We start from the raw sequence: 17,842 nt of genomic DNA, 5'->3' as shown, positions 1-17,842 counted from the left end.
TTTATATTCAATATTTGTGAATTAGTCACCAAGTCCAAGACGTTCAAAGATATCATCCACTCGTTTAGTGTAGTAAAGAGGGTTGAAGATTTCGTCGATTTCCTCTTGTGTCAAACGTGATGTCACTTCTGGATCTGCTTCAAGAAGTGGTTTAAAGTCTACTTGATTGTCCCAAGAGTAGGCTGTTTTTGGTTGTACCAGGTCATAGGCTTGCTCACGGGTCATTCCTTTTTCAATCAAGGTCAACATAGCACGTTGACTGAAAATCAAACCAAAAGTCGAGTTCATGTTGCGGATCATGTTTTCTGGGAAGACTGTCAAATTCTTGACAATATTTCCAAAACGGTTGAGCATGTAGTCAATCAAAATAGTCGTATCTGGTGTAATGATGCGCTCAGCTGATGAGTGAGAGATATCACGTTCGTGCCAGAGAGCTACGTTCTCATAGGCAGTAATCATGTGACCACGGATAACACGCGCTAGACCTGTCATGTTCTCAGAACCGATAGGGTTGCGTTTGTGAGGCATTGCAGATGAACCTTTTTGCCCTTTAGCAAAGAATTCTTCCACTTCACGTTGTTCTGATTTTTGCAAACCACGAATCTCAGTCGCCATACGTTCGATAGAAGTCGCAATGCTAGCAAGAACTGCAAAGTACTCAGCGTGAAGGTCACGAGGAAGCACCTGTGTAGAGATTTCTTGGGCACGAATACCCAGTTTATCGCAGACATATTGCTCAACGAATGGTGGGATGTTGGCAAAGTTCCCAACCGCACCAGAAATCTTACCAGCTTCCACACCAGCAGCCGCATGCTCGAAACGCTCGATGTTGCGCTTCATTTCGCTGTACCAAGTCGCCAATTTCAGACCAAAGGTTGTAGGCTCAGCGTGCACACCGTGGGTACGCCCCATCATGATGGTAAACTTGTGCTCCTTAGCCTTATCAGCGATGATGTTGGTGAAGTTTTCAAGGTCACGACGGATGATGTCGTTGGCCTGCTTGTAAAGATAACCGTAGGCCGTATCCACCACGTCGGTAGAAGTCAACCCATAGTGGACCCACTTGCGCTCTTCACCAAGCGTCTCAGAAACTGCACGTGTGAAGGCAACCACATCGTGACGCGTCTCCTGCTCAATCTCCAAAATACGGTCGATGTCAAAGTCCGCTTTCTCGCGAATCAAAGCCACATCTTCCTTAGGGATTTCCCCCAACTCAGCCCATGCCTCGTCAGCCAAGATTTCCACCTCAAGCCAAGCACGGTATTTGTTTTCTTCACTCCAAATATTCGCCATCTCAGGGCGAGAGTAACGTTCAATCATGTTGTTAATTTTTCCTTTCGATATTTCTAACAGCTAAAGACAACTCTAATTTATTTTATACTTAGGGAAAGTATATAAAACTAAAAATATATAAAGTCTTGATTTTTCCCGCAATCAACCAAGGTAACATTTAAATCAAGCAAATCTTTGTAAAAACTATTTATATTTTGTTGATTCCCCTGGGTAAAAATGTAGTTAGCGTTTAGTTCCGACTTATAACCATATCTTCCTGATTGAATTCCTTTGCTTCTCAAATATGACCTGACTATTGCACCATTAATTATATTATTTTTTATTAAATAATATATAAAATATCTATAGTACCAGAATTTTCCTGAAAATCGTGATTGATTTGCATAATTTCTATAAGTCTCTTCTAGCAAGTTATTTATTTTATCTAATAAATCTTTAATATCTAACTTCCGTTTTATATAAATAATAGTTAATAAGCAAAGCGAAAAATCATCTACCCTCTCATCTATCAAAGATAATAGACTTTTTTTAGATATAATTCCTCTTGTATTTATATTAAATTGCACTATATAAAGTAAAATTTGATAAAATTCCTGACTAAAATTATTCTTTTTATAATAATAAATTTTAGATATTAAATTTCTAGTATTTTCTTCAAAATATTTCTGAATTATTTTTTTTGCACCTGCTTTAAGTTTAGAGCTTGTAAACAAATCTTCAAACAAATCCATGAATCTATTGGTCAATTCTGGTTTTTTTATGGAAATATCAAATATCTTTTCTAATAACGATGTTTTTGTCTTTGGATTGATATAAAGAAACAACTCATCAATTCTATTTTCTGATAGATTACCAAAATATACAATACTTCTTTGAAGACCTGAAAAAATAATCTTTAACGCCCCTTTATTTCCTCTACTTTCCTCAGTAATACATAGATCCAAATAATTATTAATTAAATCTCGTTGCTCTGCCGGTTTTTTTGTTATAAAATCACAGTTATCGAAAAAACTAAAAATTTTTAATTTACTTCTGCTATTATTTTGTGGAAAATCCTCAATAATAGTTTTTTCTGAATTTAAGTACAAGTTATATTCTCTACATAATAAGTTCACTTGTTCTAAGAATTCCTCTTTTTCTGATTCCATAGAATACGTAAAGGTGAAATCATCAACATAACGAGCATATTTAAATCCTTTTTTCTCTATTTCTTTATCAAAATAACACATGAATAACTCAGCTATAATCCTTGAAGCTAAATTCCCCGTTGGAATACCATGTGTCTCTCCATATTGACAAGCTTCAATTAATTTATCCAAATCGTTAGCAAAACCTCCACTTCTACTTAATTTTGCAGTAGCTTTCCCCATTAGCATCCAAGGAATACTATGAGTATATAAAGTGTGATAAAAATTAGATAAATCAAGATGTAGCTGTTTGTTTCCAGAGTATAATAATTTTGATTTTATTTCTTCTGTGACAGCATATTTATATTTAGGAGAATCAAAAAACTTAGATGTTGAAAAGCTATTTTCTAAAAAAATATCAATAAACTCTCTTTTATTATCACACATATACTTAACCAAGTTAGTATAGCTGTATAAATTTGGGAGTTTATACTGTCTTCTAATCAAACCTTTTTTAGGAATATTAAAGTATATCGGTTCCGTAATTGTCATATCAAAATGAGATGGCAAGCTATAAATAGCTATTTGAGAAAGTTGGTTTAAGTTGAACATTCTATAAAATGTTTCTGTTTTAAAATAACTATCATCATCTGAATCATTCTCTTTACTCTTTTTATAAGAAAAATAACCATATTTAATTAGATACTCTGGCTTAAAGATTTCATTATAAATATCTTCTAATAAAGTCACTCAAATTCCTCTTTCTCAATAAACACAGATGGATAGTGATCTAGTGTATTCAAATCCGTATCTAACGGTAGATCATAGATAGCTAAATAGTTTTCAGGGTATCGTGCAACTAACTCTTCATACTTAGCTTTCACTTTTTCGTGATCGCTACTAGCATACAAGACTTCGACGACTGCTCCAGTCTTCTCTTTTTCAACAAATGCGTTGACAATAATATGAATCATAGGTTTCTCCTAAAAATCTATCCCTTTCCCAAACTCAACCACGCTATCCGGCGCATCACTAAACAAAGTCACATGTCCCATCTTGCGGTTGTGCTTTGCTTCTATTTTACCATACATGTGGAGATGGACGCTTGGATTTTCTGTGACATATTTTTCAGCAGCATCGACATGTTGGCCGAGAACATTGAGCATGATAGCTGGGGCATGCAGTTTGATGGCTGGTAATGGTGCTCCGAGAACACCAAGAATATGAGTGTCAAATTGTGAAAAGTCGCAGGCTTCGATTGAGTAGTGTCCTGAATTGTGTGGACGCGGGGCAATCTCATTGACAATGATGTCATCAGCCGTCGCAAACATTTCCACACAGAGGGTTCCAGACAGGTTAAGCTGTTCAGCAATCTTCACTGCCATGGCTTTTGCTTTTTCAGCTAGACTTTCTGAAATACGGGCTGGCACAATGGTTTTTGAAAGAATGTTGTTTCGGTGGATATTTTCCTGAACTGGGAAAACCGTCACGTCCTTGCCATTTCCTGACACGATAACAGAAATTTCAAGGTCAAAGTTGACAAATTCTTCCAAGACACAGTCTGTTGAATCTGCTAGTGTATAGGCTTCTTCCAAGTCTGCTTCTGAGCGAATGACCTTTTGCCCATGCCCATCGTAGCCACCTGTCGCAGTCTTGAGAACATAGTTTTTCGACAAGTTGATATCTGCTAAGTCTTGGCTTGAAGTCACAACCTTGTAGGGTGCTACAGTGACTTGAGCCTTGTTTGAAAGAAAGTCCTTTTCAAAAATGCGATTTTGGGAAATGCGGAGCAGATCTATCCCTTGAGGGAGTTGTCCATCCTTGATAACCGCATCCAAACCGTCAGCATCGACATTTTCAAACTCATAGGTGAGGACATCGCAACGCTCAGCCAACTGACGCAGAGCATCCACGTCATTATAAGGCGCCACGATGATTTCCGCCACGCAAGATGCCGGGCAATCTGCCGCAGGATCCAGCGCTACAACCTTGTGCCCCATGTAGATAGCAGAGATAGCCATCATCTGACCCAGCTGGCCGCCACCGATAATTCCGATTGTTTTAGATGAGCTCATTTGTCGACTCCTCTGCGATTTTTCCTTGCTCCTCTGCGAAATCTGCCAGTGCTGTCGCGATAGACTGATCCTCTACTGATAGGAGACGAAGGGCGAAGAGAGCCGCATTGGTCGCACCTGCTTCACCGATAGCCATAGTTGCGACAGGCACTCCACCTGGCATCTGGACGATAGAGTAGAGCGAGTCCACACCACTAAGGGCACGCGATTTTACGGGCACACCAATGACTGGAAGGGTTGTTTTAGCTGCGACCATACCTGGCAAATGAGCTGCGCCACCTGCACCTGCGATGATGACCTTGATACCACGACTACGCGCTTCTTCGGCATGCTTGAACATAAGGTCTGGTGTCCGGTGGGCAGAGACAACTTTCTTTTCGTAGGCTACACCGAAGCGGTCTAGGACTTCTGCTGTTTTTTGCATGGTTTCCCAGTCGGATTTTGAGCCCATGATGATGGAAATAATTGGTTTGGTCATGATTTTCCTTTTCTTTCCTTTCTTTTTTCAATCACCTTAGGTTGTGAGGGACGGCAGCAGCCACCAAAGGTGTCTCATGCCTAAATCGGAAGCCCAAGGTCTTCCAATTTCCCTGAACGATTGGATTGTCATTCAATCGTTCTTGCACAACAGCGGTGATTGTTCTATATTAGCTCGCTAACGCTCGCAAATCAAACGACTATTAACGTACTTGACGACTGCATCGCTTTTTTCTTATACCTTTATCGAATAGCTTTACTTCCGATATCTGTTCGGTAGAAGAGGCCTTCTGTTTTTTGTTGGGCGAATTCTTGGTAGATGGTGTCCTGGGCTTCTTTGACGGTGGCTGCTGTGGTGACGAGCATATAGACACGTCCGCCGTTTGATAGCAGCGCTCTACTATTTTCCGAAAACTTAGCCCCTGCATAGTAGGTGATGATATCTCCCTCGGTTTTTGCCGGTAATGCAACACCCTTTTCATATTCTAGCGGGTAACCGTTTGATGCGACAACTACACCAAGCGTCACACCCTTGTCCGTCCAGGTGATGTTTGGCTCCTTGCCATCGAGGATATCCGTAATATTTTGGGCAAAATCAGAGGTCAGACGAGGCAAGATAATCTGAGTTTCTGGATCTCCGAAGCGAGCATTAAACTCGATGACCTTAGGTCCATCAGCTGTCAAGATAAGTCCTGCGTAAAGGATACCCAGATAAGGGCGCCCTTCTTTAATCATGCCATCAAGGACTGGCTTGACAATGGTGTCAACCGCTGTATCAACCACACTCTGTGGTAAGTGTGGAACTGGCGCATATGCTCCCATACCTCCCGTGTTAGGCCCTTTGTCGCCATCGTAGGCACGTTTGTGGTCCTGAGCCGTTGGCATGATGTAGAACTTATCACCATTGACAAAGGCAAAGAGTGAAAATTCCTCTCCTTCAAGGAATTCCTCAATAACCACACGCGCACCTGAGTCACCAAATTTATTGTCCAAAAGCATCTCATGAGCGGCTTCGACCGCTTGCTCGACTGTCTCAGCAACGACGACACCCTTCCCAAGCGCCAAGCCATCCGCCTTGACTACGATAGGCGCACCCTGCTTTTCGATATAGGCCTTAGCTTCCTCGAAATCTGAGAATGTGCCATAGGCTGCTGTCGGAACGCCGTATTTAACCATGATTTCCTTGGCAAAATCCTTAGACCACTCAAGTTCAGCCGCAGCCTTAGTCGGACCAAAGGCTTTGAGACCAGCTGCATGGAAATCATCCACGATACCAGCCGCAAGGGCGTCATCTGGCCCGATAAATGACCAAGCAATATCGTTGGCCTTTGCAAAGTCAATCAATTTAAAATGTTCGGAAATAGAGATATTTACCAATTCCAGACCATCCAGAGTCATCCCATCATTTCCAGGAGCAACAAAAACCTTTTCTACCTCTTTTGACTCAAGCAACTTCTTAGCAATGGCATGTTCACGACCACCCGAACCGACAACTAACAGCTTCATCTTTCAACCTCTTTTGCGAATTATTTACTAATATTATACCATAAACGTTCGTTTTAATCTTGTTTCGTTTCGCTTTTAAAGCAAAAAAAGGAAAGAAACTGTTTTCTTCCCTTTAACGTTCTTAATGTCTAAAATGTCTCACTCCTGTGAAGACCATAGTCAAGCCGTATTTGTCAGCAGCTTCGATGGATTCCTGATCACGGACGGACCCACCTGGCTGGATGATAGCCTTGATACCTGCTTTGGCGATTTCTTCCACATTATCCGCAAATGGGAAGAAGGCATCCGAAGCAAGCACAGCGCCGTCAAGACGGTCTTTAGCTTGGTCAATGGCAATACGAACAGAAGCCACACGGTTGGTTTGACCTGGGCCAACACCAAGTGTCATGTGGTCGTTGGTGATGATGATACCGTTCGATTTGACGTACTTGATAGCCTTCCAAGCGAACTCAAGAGCTGTCGCTTCTGTCTCAGTTGGCTGACGTTTGGTCACCACTTGCCAGTTAGCCGGGCTTTCTTTCACCACGTCTTGATTTTGCACAAGAAGTCCACCAACTACACCTGTGTATTCTGCTTCCACTTTGCTAGCCTCTTGAGCATCAAATGGCAAGGCAAGGATACGCAAGTTTTTCTTTTTATTGGTCAAAATGGCTAGCGCTTCATCCGTATAGCTTGGTGCAATGATGATTTCAAGGAATACACCATGCATCTTCTCAGCTGTCGTAGCATCCACCTCACGGTTGAGAACGACAATCCCACCAAAGATAGAAACTGGATCAGACTCATAAGCATAGTCCCAAGCAGTCTCGATGTCATCAGCCTGACCGATTCCACATGGGTTCATGTGTTTGAGAGCCACAACGGTTGGACGGTCTTTAAAATCACGGATGATACGAATGGCCGCATCAGCGTCACGGATATTATTGAATGACAATTCTTTCCCATTGAGCTGTTTCGCTGAAGCAATCGAGTAGTCTGTCGGCAAAGCTTTCTGGTAGAAGTCCGCATCCTGCTGAGGATTTTCCCCATAGCGCATGGCTTGCTTGAGATCATAAGTCAAAGTGAGCTTTTCAGGTTTGCTTTCACCCACTTGAGCTGTAAAATACTCTGCAATCAAGGCATCATAAGCCGCTGTGTGACGGAAAACCTTGGCTGCCAGACGTTGACGGGTTTCGTAAGTGGTTTCGCCGTTGACTGACAATTCGTCAAGAACTACAGCATAATCCTCTGGGTCTACCACAACTGTTACGCCGGTATGATTCTTCGCTGCTGAGCGAAGCATAGATGGCCCACCGATATCGATGTTCTCAACCGCATCAGCGTACGTCACATCTGGTTTGAGAATCGTTTCCTTGAAAGGATAGAGGTTGACCACAACAAGGTCGATAAGCTCAATTTGATTATCCTTGGCTGCTTGAAGGTGACTATCCAAGTCACGACGAGCCAAGAGTCCACCATGGATATTTGGATGGAGGGTCTTAACACGACCGTCCATCATTTCTGGAAAACCAGTCACATCATCGATGGCAATGGTGTTCACCCCAGCATTATCAAGGGCAACCTTGGTCCCACCTGTCGAGATAATATCCCAACCAAGTTTTTTGAGTTCTTGGGCAAATTCAACAATGCCCGCTTTGTCTGAGACGCTGATTAAGGCGCGTTTAGTCATTATATTCTCCTTTTTAATCATTAGTTAAACACCAATTAAATGCAGTAACAGTAAAACAAGATAAGCAAAACCAAGGCTAAGCATACCTAAGATATTGACCCATTTTCTAGTCTGTGATTTGAACACTCTTATAAAAATTTGATAAATCAGTAAGCCTACACAAACACCTAGCGTATTTAAAGTCAAATCCGTGATATCTGTTATACCTATTGCTAAAATATACTGTAAGCACTCAAACAATAGACTAATCAAGAAACCTGTCCCGACTATTTTTAAACTAGATGAATTAGTTTTTATCAGAGGGAAACAAACACCTAATGGAATAAAGGAAATCAGATTAAATAACATTTCAGCAAAAACAATTTTTCCATCTACTATTAGTGGTTCTGAAAATGGAATCCAATTGATGTACCTTGGAGCTAAGAAAAATGCTATAAATTCAGGATTGGTCTCAAACTTAAATAAGATTCCCCAAGTTAATAACATCAGATAGACATAAAATACATATCGAGTTGTTTTTTTAGATTCTAACATTACAAATACCTCCGTTTGAAGCCGTCTTCAACAATCATTGACTCCAATTTTAAATCAAAGATATCATATGAATCATCAAAAAGTCAATCTGTAAATAGAGCCTTCACTACTTCTGGATACAACTTATACTCTGCCTCATGAATCCGATCTTCAAAACTGTCAATCGTATCATCAGCTAACCGTGGCACACGAACTTGTTTGATAACCTTGCCTGTATCCACACCCGATACCTCCGTTTGAAGCCGTCTTCAACAATCACTGACTCCAATTTTGAATCAAAGATATCATATGAATCATCAATGGCAATGGTGCTCACCCCAGCATTATCAAGGGCAACCTTGGTTCCACCTGTTGAGATGATGTCCCAACCGAGTTTTTTTAAGTTCTTGGGCAAATTCAACAATGCCCGCTTTGTTTGAGACACTGATTAATGCTTTTTTCGTCATTCTATTCCTCTTTCTTTAGGTCCAAGCGCATAGCGACTTCATTATTTTCTTCTATAAATCCTGTTTCTTGAAAACCCAAACTAGTCAACAGGTGCTTCATTTTTTCATTTCCAACCACATAATCTGCGATAATATGATTGCAAGCGCTATCCATCTGAGCCTTTTTGATCAGAACTTCCACGGCTTTTCGTCCATAACCTCTTCCTTGGTACTGCTGGCCAATCATTATCCGCCAGATAAAGTATTCCGCTTCATCCTTATCTATTTCCAACAGGAGAAAACCAACTACAAGCTCATTCCAATAAATTGCCATTGGAAACACATCCCCATTCTCTCGGTAGAGCCATGCGTCAGCTAAAGAGCGTACATTTGGAGACACGAAACGTGCTTGTTCATCAGCTTCAAATATTTTCAAATCCAGCACTGCCTGAAAACTGCTCTCATCTACTAATTTTATCTCAATCATTTTTTCTCCTAGCAAAATTGCACAATCAAAATTTGATTTACTTCTTATCTTCTCTCCACTCCCAAACTATCCAATACTTCCGGATACAACTTGTACTCTGCTTCATGAATCCGTTCTTCAAAACTGTCAATGGTATCATCAGATAGCCGTGGTACACGCACTTGTTTGATGACCTTACCTGTATCCACTCCGGAATCCACCCAGTGAATGGTCACACCAGACTGATCCACATCAGCATTCCAAGCGTCCTCAATCCCATGAGCTCCTGGAAATTCTGGCAGGTAGGCTGGATGAATGTTGATAATCCGACCTTCATAAGCCGCCAATAAGGTTGGTCCAACGATTTTCATGTAGCCTGCTAGGCAAACCAAGTCAATCTGGTGTTCTTCCAAGAGTTCGACAAGGGCCGCTTCGTAGTCTGCCTTGTTGTCAAACTCCTTGAGTTCAAAAGCATAGGACAGAACGCCGAGCTTGTCTGCACGTTCGAGCACATAGGCGTCACGATGGTCTGAAAAGACAAACTCTACTGGAAATTGTTCCGCTATCACCTGAAAATTTGAGCCATTACCAGAGGCAAAAACCGCTATTTTTTTCATTTGATGATGACACTTTCGTTTTCTTTCTTGACGATGCGACCAATTTCATAGACTGGTTCATCCAACAATTCCTTGACACGAATTACATTTTCAGGGCTAACTGCTAGCATAAGTCCCACACCCATATTGAAGATTTCAAACATTTCTTCGTGTTTGATCTGACCGTATTTTTCAAGGGCTTTGAAAATCGGTAAAACTGGAACCTTGTCTTCCTCAATCTCAGCAGCCAAGTCAGCTGCAAACATACGAGGGACATTTTCGATAAAGCCACCACCAGTGATGTGGGCAATGCCGTTGACCAACTCTTCCTTGATGAGTGGCAAAACAGCCTTGACATAGATACGAGTCGGCTCAAGAAGAACTTCCTTGAGTTGCTTGCCTTCCAATTCTGGCAAGATTTCCTCACCTGTGTAATCCGCAAAGACACGACGGACGAGAGAGTAACCATTGGAATGAATCCCACTTGAAGCAAGTCCAAGAAGAACATCTCCCTCTGCCACTTTTGAACCGTCAATGATTTGAGATTTTTCAGCCACACCGACCGCAAAGCCAGCCAAGTCATAGTCATCTTCGCCGTACATGCCAGGCATTTCAGCTGTTTCCCCACCGATGAGGGCAGCCCCTGCCTGCACACAACCTTCTGCTACACCAGCAACTACTTGCTCTAGTTTAGCTGGCTCATTCTTCCCTGTCGCTACGTAGTCAAGGAAATAGAGTGGCTCCGCACCTGCAGCAATGATATCATTGACACACATGGCCACACAGTCCTGACCGATGGTATCGTGCTTGTCGTACTTGATAGCCAGCATGAGCTTGGTTCCGACACCATCAGTTCCTGAAATCAAGACGGGTTCTTTAACCCCAGTCTTTGAAAGGTCAAACATACCACCAAAGCCACCCAGTGCTCCCATGACACCTGCACGCTCCGTACGAGCCACGTGCTTTTTGATCCGTTCAACAACTTCATAACCCGCTTCAACATCCACACCAGATTGAGCGTACGCATTTTTATTTGCCATTTTATTTTTCCTTTTCTTTTTTTGGGAAAGACTGCGACGTATTTTTAGATAAACAATTATTTTATCTAATACTCAATGAAAATCAAAGAGCAAACTAGGAAGCTAGCCGCAGGCTGTACTTGGGTACGGCAAGGTGAAGCTGACGTGGTTTGAATTTGATTTTCGAAGAGTATAAAAATACTAGTCAGGGTTCTAGCTTTGCCCCATAGGAGAAAGCGTCTACTGACAAATGCTTTAGCTTTTAGTCAGTAGTGAGACGTGGGGCATAAGCATTCTTATTTGTCATCTATTTGTTACTTTTTTTTAATGGAAAATCTGTCATCTATTTGTAAAAACTGGTCTTTTCTTCCAAACTTCTACGATAATCTTCTTCATAGTCATAGAGAGGTGTTGGGTAGTCACCGTCAAAGTAAGCGACACAGAGACCGCCATTTGGCGCATCTGTTTCAATCCCAATCGACTCAATCAAACCTTCAACAGAAAGGTATGTCAGACTGTCCGCTCCAATGATTTGACGAGTTTCTTCGACCGTATGATTGGCCGCAATCAGCTCCTGACGGGTCTGGATATCAATCCCGTAGAAGCATGGATAAGCTAGCGCTGGACTACCAATGGCAACGTGAACCTCAGTCGCACCCGCTTCTTTCAAGAGTTGAACGATCCGACGAGAGGTTGTTCCACGTACAATAGAGTCATCAATCATAACCACACGCTTGCCTTTTACAACGCCTGAAACAGCAGAGAGTTTCATCCGCACCCCTTGCTCCCGTAATTCTTGAGTCGGTTGGATAAAGGTACGTTGGGTGTATTGGTTCTTGATGAGGCCCATTTCATTTGGTAGCCCGGACTCTTCAGAAAATCCCATAGCCGCGCTGAGGGAAGAATTGGGCACACCGACCACGATATCCGCCTCATGCTTGAATTCACGCGCCAATTGAGCACCCATACGTTTACGTGCCGTATGAACATTGACACCATGAATGTTAGAATCAGGGCGAGCAAAATAGATATACTCCATAGAACAGATTGCTAACTGGGTATCATCTGTATAGCTATCATACTGGATTCCCTTGTCATCAATGATCACAATCTCACCTGGCTTCAAATCACGAATCCATTCAGCACCAATAACCTCAAAAGCACAGGTTTCAGATGAAACAACCACTGCTCCGTTGGCCATTTTCCCGATAGAAAGCGGACGGAAACCATTGGGGTCAAGAGCAGCAATTAACTTATCTTCAAACAGCAAGATATAGGCAAAGCCACCTTTAACTAGACTGAGCGCCTCCTTGATTTTGCCCATCAGGCTAGGATTATGACTGCGACGAATGAGGTGGGCCAAGATTTCCGAGTCCGAAGTCGCGCTGAAAATCGCTCCTCTTTGTTCTAGTTCTTTCTTGAGAGAGGCTGCATTGGTCAGATTTCCATTATGTGCCAAACCAAACTGCATATCGTGAAAACGGAAGAGGAAGGGCTGGATGTTATCTACAGAAGCTTCGCCAGCAGTCGCATAACGCACATGCCCAATCGCACCAGTTCCTGTCAATTTATCTAAGTTAGCAGGATTTCTGAAGACTTCTGATAGAAGCCCCATATCGCGATGCCGCTTTAATTTCCCTTGGTCATTGGAAAGGATTCCTGCCCCCTCTTGACCACGGTGCTGAAGACTATGGAGACCAAAATAGGTCAATTTAGCAGCATCTGGATGTCCCCAGATACCGAAAACACCACATTCTTCATTAAGAGATTTTACTTCGTATGTCATTTTATATACCTAATTTTTATTTGTGTAGCACCAAGAGCTAAATCTACATGACTTTTACATTACTGATACTATCTATTAGAAAATCTGTAAGTCTTATTTTCCAGTAAAGTATTTAACCGCCGACGCAAACAGGTGCTGGTCTTTATTGCCTGGGATATTTTGGAAAAGACCGTCTTCATAACGTTCTGAGTGTCCCATCTTACCGATGATTTGGCCGTTCTTGCTGGTAATTCCTTCGATGGCATGGACAGAACCATTCGGATTGTACTTAGAATCCATACTTGGTTTTCCATCAAAGTCAACATATTGGCTGAAAATTTGTCCATTGTCACGGAGTTCAGCGAATTCCTCAGCCGTCACGACAAACTTCCCTTCACCGTGTGAAACAGGAATAGCATGGATATCGCCCACTTGCACCCCAGCCAACCATGGCGAGTTGGTGTTGGCAATACGAGTTTCCACCATCTTCGCTACGTGCTGGTTGGCATCATTGTAGAAAAGAGTTGGACTAGTACTAGTAGCATCTTCAAAGTTTCCGTATGGAAGAAGACCTGATTTGACCAAGGCCTGGAATCCATTACAGATACCGATAATTAAGCCACCACGGGCGATAAAGCTATCAATAGCTACACGCACTTTTTCATTGAGCAGGATGTTAACGATAAACTTAGCCGAGCCATCTGGCTCGTCCGCAGCTGAGAATCCACCTGCAAAGAAAAGGATATTAGCCTTGCCGATGTTGTCAACCATGATTTCAACTGACTTGGCAATGGCTTCTTCATTCAAGGTCACGAATGGCACCAAGTTAACCTCTGCACCTTCTTTTTCGAAGGCCTTAGCTGAGTCATATTCCGAGTTGGTTCCTGGGAAGACTGGGATGTAGACCACAGGTTTTTCAACCTTTTCTTTTGCTTTAATCACAACATCTGATACCACAGCTGGTACTTCAGCAAGTTCTTTAGCTTGAGTAAATTCTGTTGGGTAAACTTCCTCCAGTTTGCCTTGGAAAGCACTGTCAAGCTTGTGTCCATCTAGCTTCACACCGTTTACAGTCAGTGTAAAGTCTGCTTTCGTTTGACCAATCTTCTCTACTCCAGCGATTTCTTCAGGCGATGTGAAGATAAATCCGCCTAATTGAGCTGTCAAAGCTGTTTCAAGTTCAGACAAAGTTACCTCTGCACCGATATGATTTCCAAAGGTAGCAAGGGCCAAACTTTCAAGCACACCGCCGTATTTGACAGCCGATGCAGATGTTACTTTGTGAGCCTTTTGAAGGGCTTCAAACTGAGCAAAGTCAGACTTAATCAAGTCAAAATCAATTTCTGCAGAAAGGGCTTGACCTGGGATGTAGTAGATATTTTCACCAGCAGTTTTGAACTCTGGAGAGAGGACCTTACGGCTATCTGCCGTCGTCACCCCAAAGGCTACCAAGGTTGGCGGTACGATCAATTCTTCAAAAGTACCAGACATAGAGTCCTTACCACCGATAGATGGCAAACCAAGTTGGATTTGTGCTTCGATTGAACCTAGAAGAGCAGCTACTGGCTGACCAAAACGCTCAGCTTGCTTGTCCATGCGCTCGAAGTACTCTTGGTAAGAGAAGCGAGCCTTAGACCAGTTGGCACCAGCAGCAACCAAACGAGCAGTTGCTTCGATCACCGCATAGGCAGCACCATGGTATGGAGACCATTCAGCTACATGTGGATTGAAACCTTGAGCAATGACTGAAGCAGTATGAGTCACACCGTGTTGAACTGGCAACTTCTGCACAGAAGCCTCAGTTGGTGTAAGTTGGTAGCGACCACCAAGTGGGTGATTAACCGTAGAGCGTCCAACAGAGCAGTCAAAGATAGTCTGCAAGCCTTTTTGACTCGCATGGTTGAGGTCAGATAGAACCGTAAGGGTATCTGCTTCAAGTGTGTCAGCAGATGTTTGACGTTCTTCTGGGAGTGTGACATCCTTGTCCACAACCTTAGCATCGACGACCACACGCACACCATTGGTGTCAAGGAAACGACGTTCCAAGTCGACAATGGTTTCACCATTCCAGTGCATGACTAGATTTGGTTTTTCAGTTACTGTCGCAACCACAACAGCATCAATATTCTCTTTGTTACATTCAGCAACGAAGGCATCTACATCCTCAGGACGAACCACCACAGCCATCCGTTCTTGAGATTCAGAGATGGCAATTTCGGTACCGTTCAAACCTTGGTATTTCAATGGCACTTTGTCTAGATCAATTTCAAGACCGTCTGCTAATTCACCGATAGCCACACATACACCGCCTGCCCCAAAGTCATTAGATTTCTTGATCAGACGAGTGACATCGCCATTACGGAAAAGGCGTTGAATCTTACGTTCTTCGATGGCATTCCCTTTTTGAACCTCAGCACCAGCAGTCTCTACAGACTCAACTGTTTGAACTTTAGAAGAGCCTGTCGCACCACCGACACCATCACGTCCAGTCTTACCTCCAAGGAGGATAATGACATCACCCGCTTCCGGTTTTTCACGGACAACATTGCCCTTAGGAGCAGCACCGACAACGGCACCCAACTCCATACGCTTAGCAACGAAGCCTGGGTGGAAGTATTCACGAACATAGGTCGTCGCAAGCCCAATTTGGTTACCATATGAAGAATAACCATGAGCCGCTGTCTTAGAAATAACTTGTTGCGGCAGTTTACCAGCACGAGTTTCCGAAATCGGTGCTGTAATATCACCGGCACCTGAGATCCGCATTGCCTGATAAACGTATGAACGTCCTGACAATGGGTCACGAATGGCTCCACCAATACAGGTAGCAGCCCCACCAAATGGCTCAATCTCTGTTGGGTGGTTGTGGGTTTCGTTCTTGAACATGAGGAGCCATGGCTCTTTCACACCATCAACGTCCACTTCGATTTCGACTGAGCAAGCATTGATTTCATCTGACACTTCCATATCATCCAAACGTCCATTAGCACGCTCATATCGACCGAAAATAGTAGCCATATCCATCAAGGTTTGAGGTTTTTCCGTACGTCCCAACTCCTCGCGCATGGCAATATACTTGTCGTAGGTTGCCTGTAATTGTTTTTGAAATTTAGAAGCTGAAAAGTCTATGTGTTTCAACTCTGTCTCAAAAGTCGTATGACGGCAGTGGTCAGACCAGTAAGTATCCAAAACCTTGAGCTCTGTCTCAGTTGGCACGCGCCCGATTGACTTGAAGTAGTCTTGGATAAAAAGCAAATCATCCACTTCCATAGCCATCCCTTGCTCAGCCTTGTAGCGGGCAAAATCTTCTGCTGTATAGCTTTCAAAGAAAGTCAATTTCGGAATGGTTTTGTCTGACTCTGAAAACTCCTGCTTGGCAATCCCTACCGTGATGTCCTTGAAACGAGAATCAACTGGGTTGAGCAGATAGTTCTTGACCGCTTCCAACTCAGTCGCATCAATATCTTTATTCACCAAGTAAAGTTGGGCTGTATTAACCGTTACATCATTCGAACTTCCTAGTAAAAGCAAGGCTTCCTGCGAAGATGCTGCACGCTGGTCAAACTGCCCTGGCAGGCTTTCAATGGCAAAGAAAGCATAGTTAGCAAGATCCGCCTGCACAGCCGCTTCATCCAAGACATGGTCTGTCACCTGCTCAGAGAAGATGTGTTTCTCTGCAGGCGCAAACAAGCCCTCTGCCAAGTCAAACACATCATACACTTGCACAATGCGAATACTTTTCAAAGTTGAAAGCCCCAAGTTATGCTGGAGTTCTCTCACCAAACTCTCTGACTTAACCTGAAAATCAGCCTTTTTTTCAACAAAAATACGTTTATCCATCAATCCTTATTCCTTTATTTCAGCTCTTGCAATGTTCCCAAACAGCCTTGGGGTTGTTATTTCAAACCCTGCAACTTTTCCCAGACAATCTCGTAAACATCTGTTAGTTCTCCCAATCCTCTACGGAGTGAAAAGGTCTGGGGGACCCTTTCAGCCTGAGTCCTTTTAGTTGAGAGACGAAGGTTTTCCGTTGCAAACAGATTATTTCAAACCTTGCAACTTCTCCCAGACAACTTCATAAACGTCTGTTAGCTCTCCCAATCCTCTACGGAAAACATCCTTATCCATGTGGTTGCCATCCGCATCCCACAAGCGGCAATTATCTGGTGAAAATTCATCTGCTAAGATAATCTTGCCATCCTTATCAAAACCAAACTCTAGCTTAAAGTCAATCAACTTAAGCCCAATCTCAGCAAACCAGACCTTCAAAAGTTCATTGATACGACGGGTTTCTTCCTTCAAGTAGGCAATCTGCTGGTCATCCGCAATTTGTAGAAATTTCACATGCTCGTCATTGATAAATGGATCATCCAAATCATCATTTTTGTAGTAAAATTCGACAATCGGAGTCTCAAATGCGATTCCCTCATCCACACCAAAACGTTTTGAAAAGGAACCAGCAGTATAGTTGCGGAGCACGACTTCCAAAGGAATAATCTTAACCTTTTTATTGAGTTGTTCCGTGTCTGAAAGTTTCTCTACAAAGTGAGTCGCCACACCAGCCGCATTTAATTTCTCAAAAATAAAAGATGAAATCTGATTATTCAACACTCCCTTGCCCGCAATCTGCTCCTTCTTGACACCGTTGAAAGCAGTCGCCTGGTCCTTGTAAGTTGAAATAATAAGATTTTCATCCTCAGTTGTATAGATATCTTTAGCTTTTCCCGAATAGATCAATTGTTTTGACATTTTAAAGTTCGCCTTTCGTATTACTTGAGCACATTCTACCATAAAAAACCTAAAATTACAAGAATTTAACCGAATAAATAACGTAGTGACCTCAAAAATCATAAAGAAAAAACCGCAAGAAAAAGATTTCTCACAGTTTTA

Annotated in this window: 15 protein-coding genes and 3 pseudogenes; all 18 read right to left on the bottom strand. The window is 42.6% G+C overall.

Features of this window, described 5'->3' with window-relative positions:
* Positions 1-21: 21 nt before the first annotated feature.
* The 18 genes and pseudogenes from purB to purC all read right to left on the bottom strand — a co-directional run bounded on the left by purB (position 22) and on the right by purC (position 17,701).
* A complete protein-coding gene (gene purB / locus QMQ21_RS16355) occupies positions 22-1,320 on the bottom strand; it encodes an adenylosuccinate lyase (RefSeq protein WP_049515826.1) in 1,299 nt (432 codons plus the stop codon).
* An 80-nt stretch (positions 1,321-1,400) separates the two neighbouring features.
* Positions 1,401-3,170, bottom strand: a complete 1,770-nt coding sequence (locus tag QMQ21_RS16350) for an RNA-directed DNA polymerase (protein ID WP_261035409.1) — start codon at positions 3,168-3,170, stop codon at positions 1,401-1,403.
* The gene (locus tag QMQ21_RS16345; protein ID WP_261035410.1) at positions 3,167-3,394 is read right to left on the bottom strand and encodes a phosphoribosylaminoimidazole carboxylase; all 228 of its coding nucleotides are present in this window, start codon (positions 3,392-3,394) and stop codon (positions 3,167-3,169) included. The genes QMQ21_RS16350 and QMQ21_RS16345 overlap by 4 nt, the downstream gene beginning before the upstream one ends.
* Before the next feature lie 9 nt (positions 3,395-3,403).
* Positions 3,404-4,495 carry a 5-(carboxyamino)imidazole ribonucleotide synthase gene (gene purK, locus QMQ21_RS16340; protein ID WP_261814814.1) on the bottom strand — a complete coding sequence of 364 codons (1,092 nt, stop codon included), beginning with the start codon at positions 4,493-4,495 and terminating at the stop codon, positions 3,404-3,406.
* Positions 4,482-4,973, bottom strand: coding sequence for a 5-(carboxyamino)imidazole ribonucleotide mutase (purE, locus tag QMQ21_RS16335; protein WP_000165493.1), 492 nt, complete (start codon positions 4,971-4,973; stop codon positions 4,482-4,484). The genes purK and purE overlap by 14 nt, the downstream gene beginning before the upstream one ends.
* 31 nt (positions 4,974-5,004) lie before the next feature.
* The gene (locus QMQ21_RS16330; RefSeq protein ID WP_261035412.1) at positions 5,005-5,121 is read right to left on the bottom strand and encodes a phosphoribosylaminoimidazole carboxylase; all 117 of its coding nucleotides are present in this window, start codon (positions 5,119-5,121) and stop codon (positions 5,005-5,007) included.
* Positions 5,122-5,215: 94 nt separating this feature from the next.
* Entirely contained in the window at positions 5,216-6,478 is a 1,263-nt protein-coding gene (gene purD / locus QMQ21_RS16325; RefSeq protein ID WP_000772239.1) for a phosphoribosylamine--glycine ligase, read from the bottom strand.
* A gap of 121 nt (positions 6,479-6,599) precedes the next feature.
* Complete coding sequence (gene purH, locus QMQ21_RS16320) at positions 6,600-8,147, bottom strand: bifunctional phosphoribosylaminoimidazolecarboxamide formyltransferase/IMP cyclohydrolase (protein ID WP_261035413.1); 1,548 nt, start codon at positions 8,145-8,147, stop codon at positions 6,600-6,602.
* Positions 8,148-8,171: 24 nt separating this feature from the next.
* A complete protein-coding gene (locus tag QMQ21_RS16315; protein ID WP_061759852.1) occupies positions 8,172-8,681 on the bottom strand; it encodes a VanZ family protein in 510 nt (169 codons plus the stop codon).
* 83 nt (positions 8,682-8,764) lie between these two features.
* Positions 8,765-8,908 (bottom strand): annotated as a pseudogene (locus QMQ21_RS16310) (formyltransferase family protein); the annotation flags it as partial.
* A 65-nt stretch (positions 8,909-8,973) separates the two neighbouring features.
* Positions 8,974-9,127 (bottom strand): annotated as a pseudogene (locus QMQ21_RS16305) (bifunctional phosphoribosylaminoimidazolecarboxamide formyltransferase/IMP cyclohydrolase); the annotation flags it as partial.
* Position 9,128: 1 nt separating this feature from the next.
* The gene (locus QMQ21_RS16300) at positions 9,129-9,593 is read right to left on the bottom strand and encodes a GNAT family N-acetyltransferase (protein WP_261035415.1); all 465 of its coding nucleotides are present in this window, start codon (positions 9,591-9,593) and stop codon (positions 9,129-9,131) included.
* A 44-nt stretch (positions 9,594-9,637) separates the two neighbouring features.
* A complete protein-coding gene (gene purN / locus QMQ21_RS16295; protein WP_261814813.1) occupies positions 9,638-10,189 on the bottom strand; it encodes a phosphoribosylglycinamide formyltransferase in 552 nt (183 codons plus the stop codon).
* On the bottom strand, positions 10,186-11,208 hold the full coding sequence (purM, locus tag QMQ21_RS16290; RefSeq protein WP_004259149.1) for a phosphoribosylformylglycinamidine cyclo-ligase: 1,023 nt from the start codon (positions 11,206-11,208) through the stop codon (positions 10,186-10,188). The genes purN and purM overlap by 4 nt, the downstream gene beginning before the upstream one ends.
* A gap of 322 nt (positions 11,209-11,530) precedes the next feature.
* Positions 11,531-12,973: an amidophosphoribosyltransferase gene (gene purF, locus QMQ21_RS16285; protein WP_049544726.1), complete on the bottom strand. Its 1,443-nt coding sequence runs from the start codon at positions 12,971-12,973 to the stop codon at positions 11,531-11,533.
* 93 nt (positions 12,974-13,066) lie between these two features.
* A complete protein-coding gene (locus QMQ21_RS16280) occupies positions 13,067-16,792 on the bottom strand; it encodes a phosphoribosylformylglycinamidine synthase (RefSeq protein WP_261035418.1) in 3,726 nt (1,241 codons plus the stop codon).
* Positions 16,793-16,848: 56 nt separating this feature from the next.
* Positions 16,849-16,917: pseudogene (locus tag QMQ21_RS19555) on the bottom strand (phosphoribosylaminoimidazolesuccinocarboxamide synthase); the annotation flags it as partial.
* 76 nt (positions 16,918-16,993) lie between these two features.
* On the bottom strand, positions 16,994-17,701 hold the full coding sequence (purC, locus tag QMQ21_RS16270) for a phosphoribosylaminoimidazolesuccinocarboxamide synthase (RefSeq protein WP_049544730.1): 708 nt from the start codon (positions 17,699-17,701) through the stop codon (positions 16,994-16,996).
* Between the last annotated feature and the right edge of the window lie 141 nt (positions 17,702-17,842).

The organism is Streptococcus bouchesdurhonensis, from assembly GCF_948472335.1.
The sequence above is the reverse complement of the archived record's forward strand: the minus strand, read 5'-3'. Positions and strand labels throughout refer to the sequence as shown.

Coding starts and splice junctions, on each gene's coding strand:
- purB (WP_049515826.1), bottom strand. CDS start 1,320: ATGATTGAACGTTACTCTCGCCCTGAGATGGCGAATATTTGGAGTGAA.
- QMQ21_RS16345 (WP_261035410.1), bottom strand. CDS start 3,394: ATGATTCATATTATTGTCAACGCATTTGTTGAAAAAGAGAAGACTGGA.
- purK (WP_261814814.1), bottom strand. CDS start 4,495: ATGAGCTCATCTAAAACAATCGGAATTATCGGTGGCGGCCAGCTGGGT.
- purE (WP_000165493.1), bottom strand. CDS start 4,973: ATGACCAAACCAATTATTTCCATCATCATGGGCTCAAAATCCGACTGG.
- purD (WP_000772239.1), bottom strand. CDS start 6,478: ATGAAGCTGTTAGTTGTCGGTTCGGGTGGTCGTGAACATGCCATTGCT.
- purH (WP_261035413.1), bottom strand. CDS start 8,147: ATGACTAAACGCGCCTTAATCAGCGTCTCAGACAAAGCGGGCATTGTT.
- QMQ21_RS16315 (WP_061759852.1), bottom strand. CDS start 8,681: ATGTTAGAATCTAAAAAAACAACTCGATATGTATTTTATGTCTATCTG.
- QMQ21_RS16300 (WP_261035415.1), bottom strand. CDS start 9,593: ATGATTGAGATAAAATTAGTAGATGAGAGCAGTTTTCAGGCAGTGCTG.
- purN (WP_261814813.1), bottom strand. CDS start 10,189: ATGAAAAAAATAGCGGTTTTTGCCTCTGGTAATGGCTCAAATTTTCAG.
- purM (WP_004259149.1), bottom strand. CDS start 11,208: ATGGCAAATAAAAATGCGTACGCTCAATCTGGTGTGGATGTTGAAGCG.
- purF (WP_049544726.1), bottom strand. CDS start 12,973: ATGACATACGAAGTAAAATCTCTTAATGAAGAATGTGGTGTTTTCGGT.
- QMQ21_RS16280 (WP_261035418.1), bottom strand. CDS start 16,792: ATGGATAAACGTATTTTTGTTGAAAAAAAGGCTGATTTTCAGGTTAAG.
- purC (WP_049544730.1), bottom strand. CDS start 17,701: ATGTCAAAACAATTGATCTATTCGGGAAAAGCTAAAGATATCTATACA.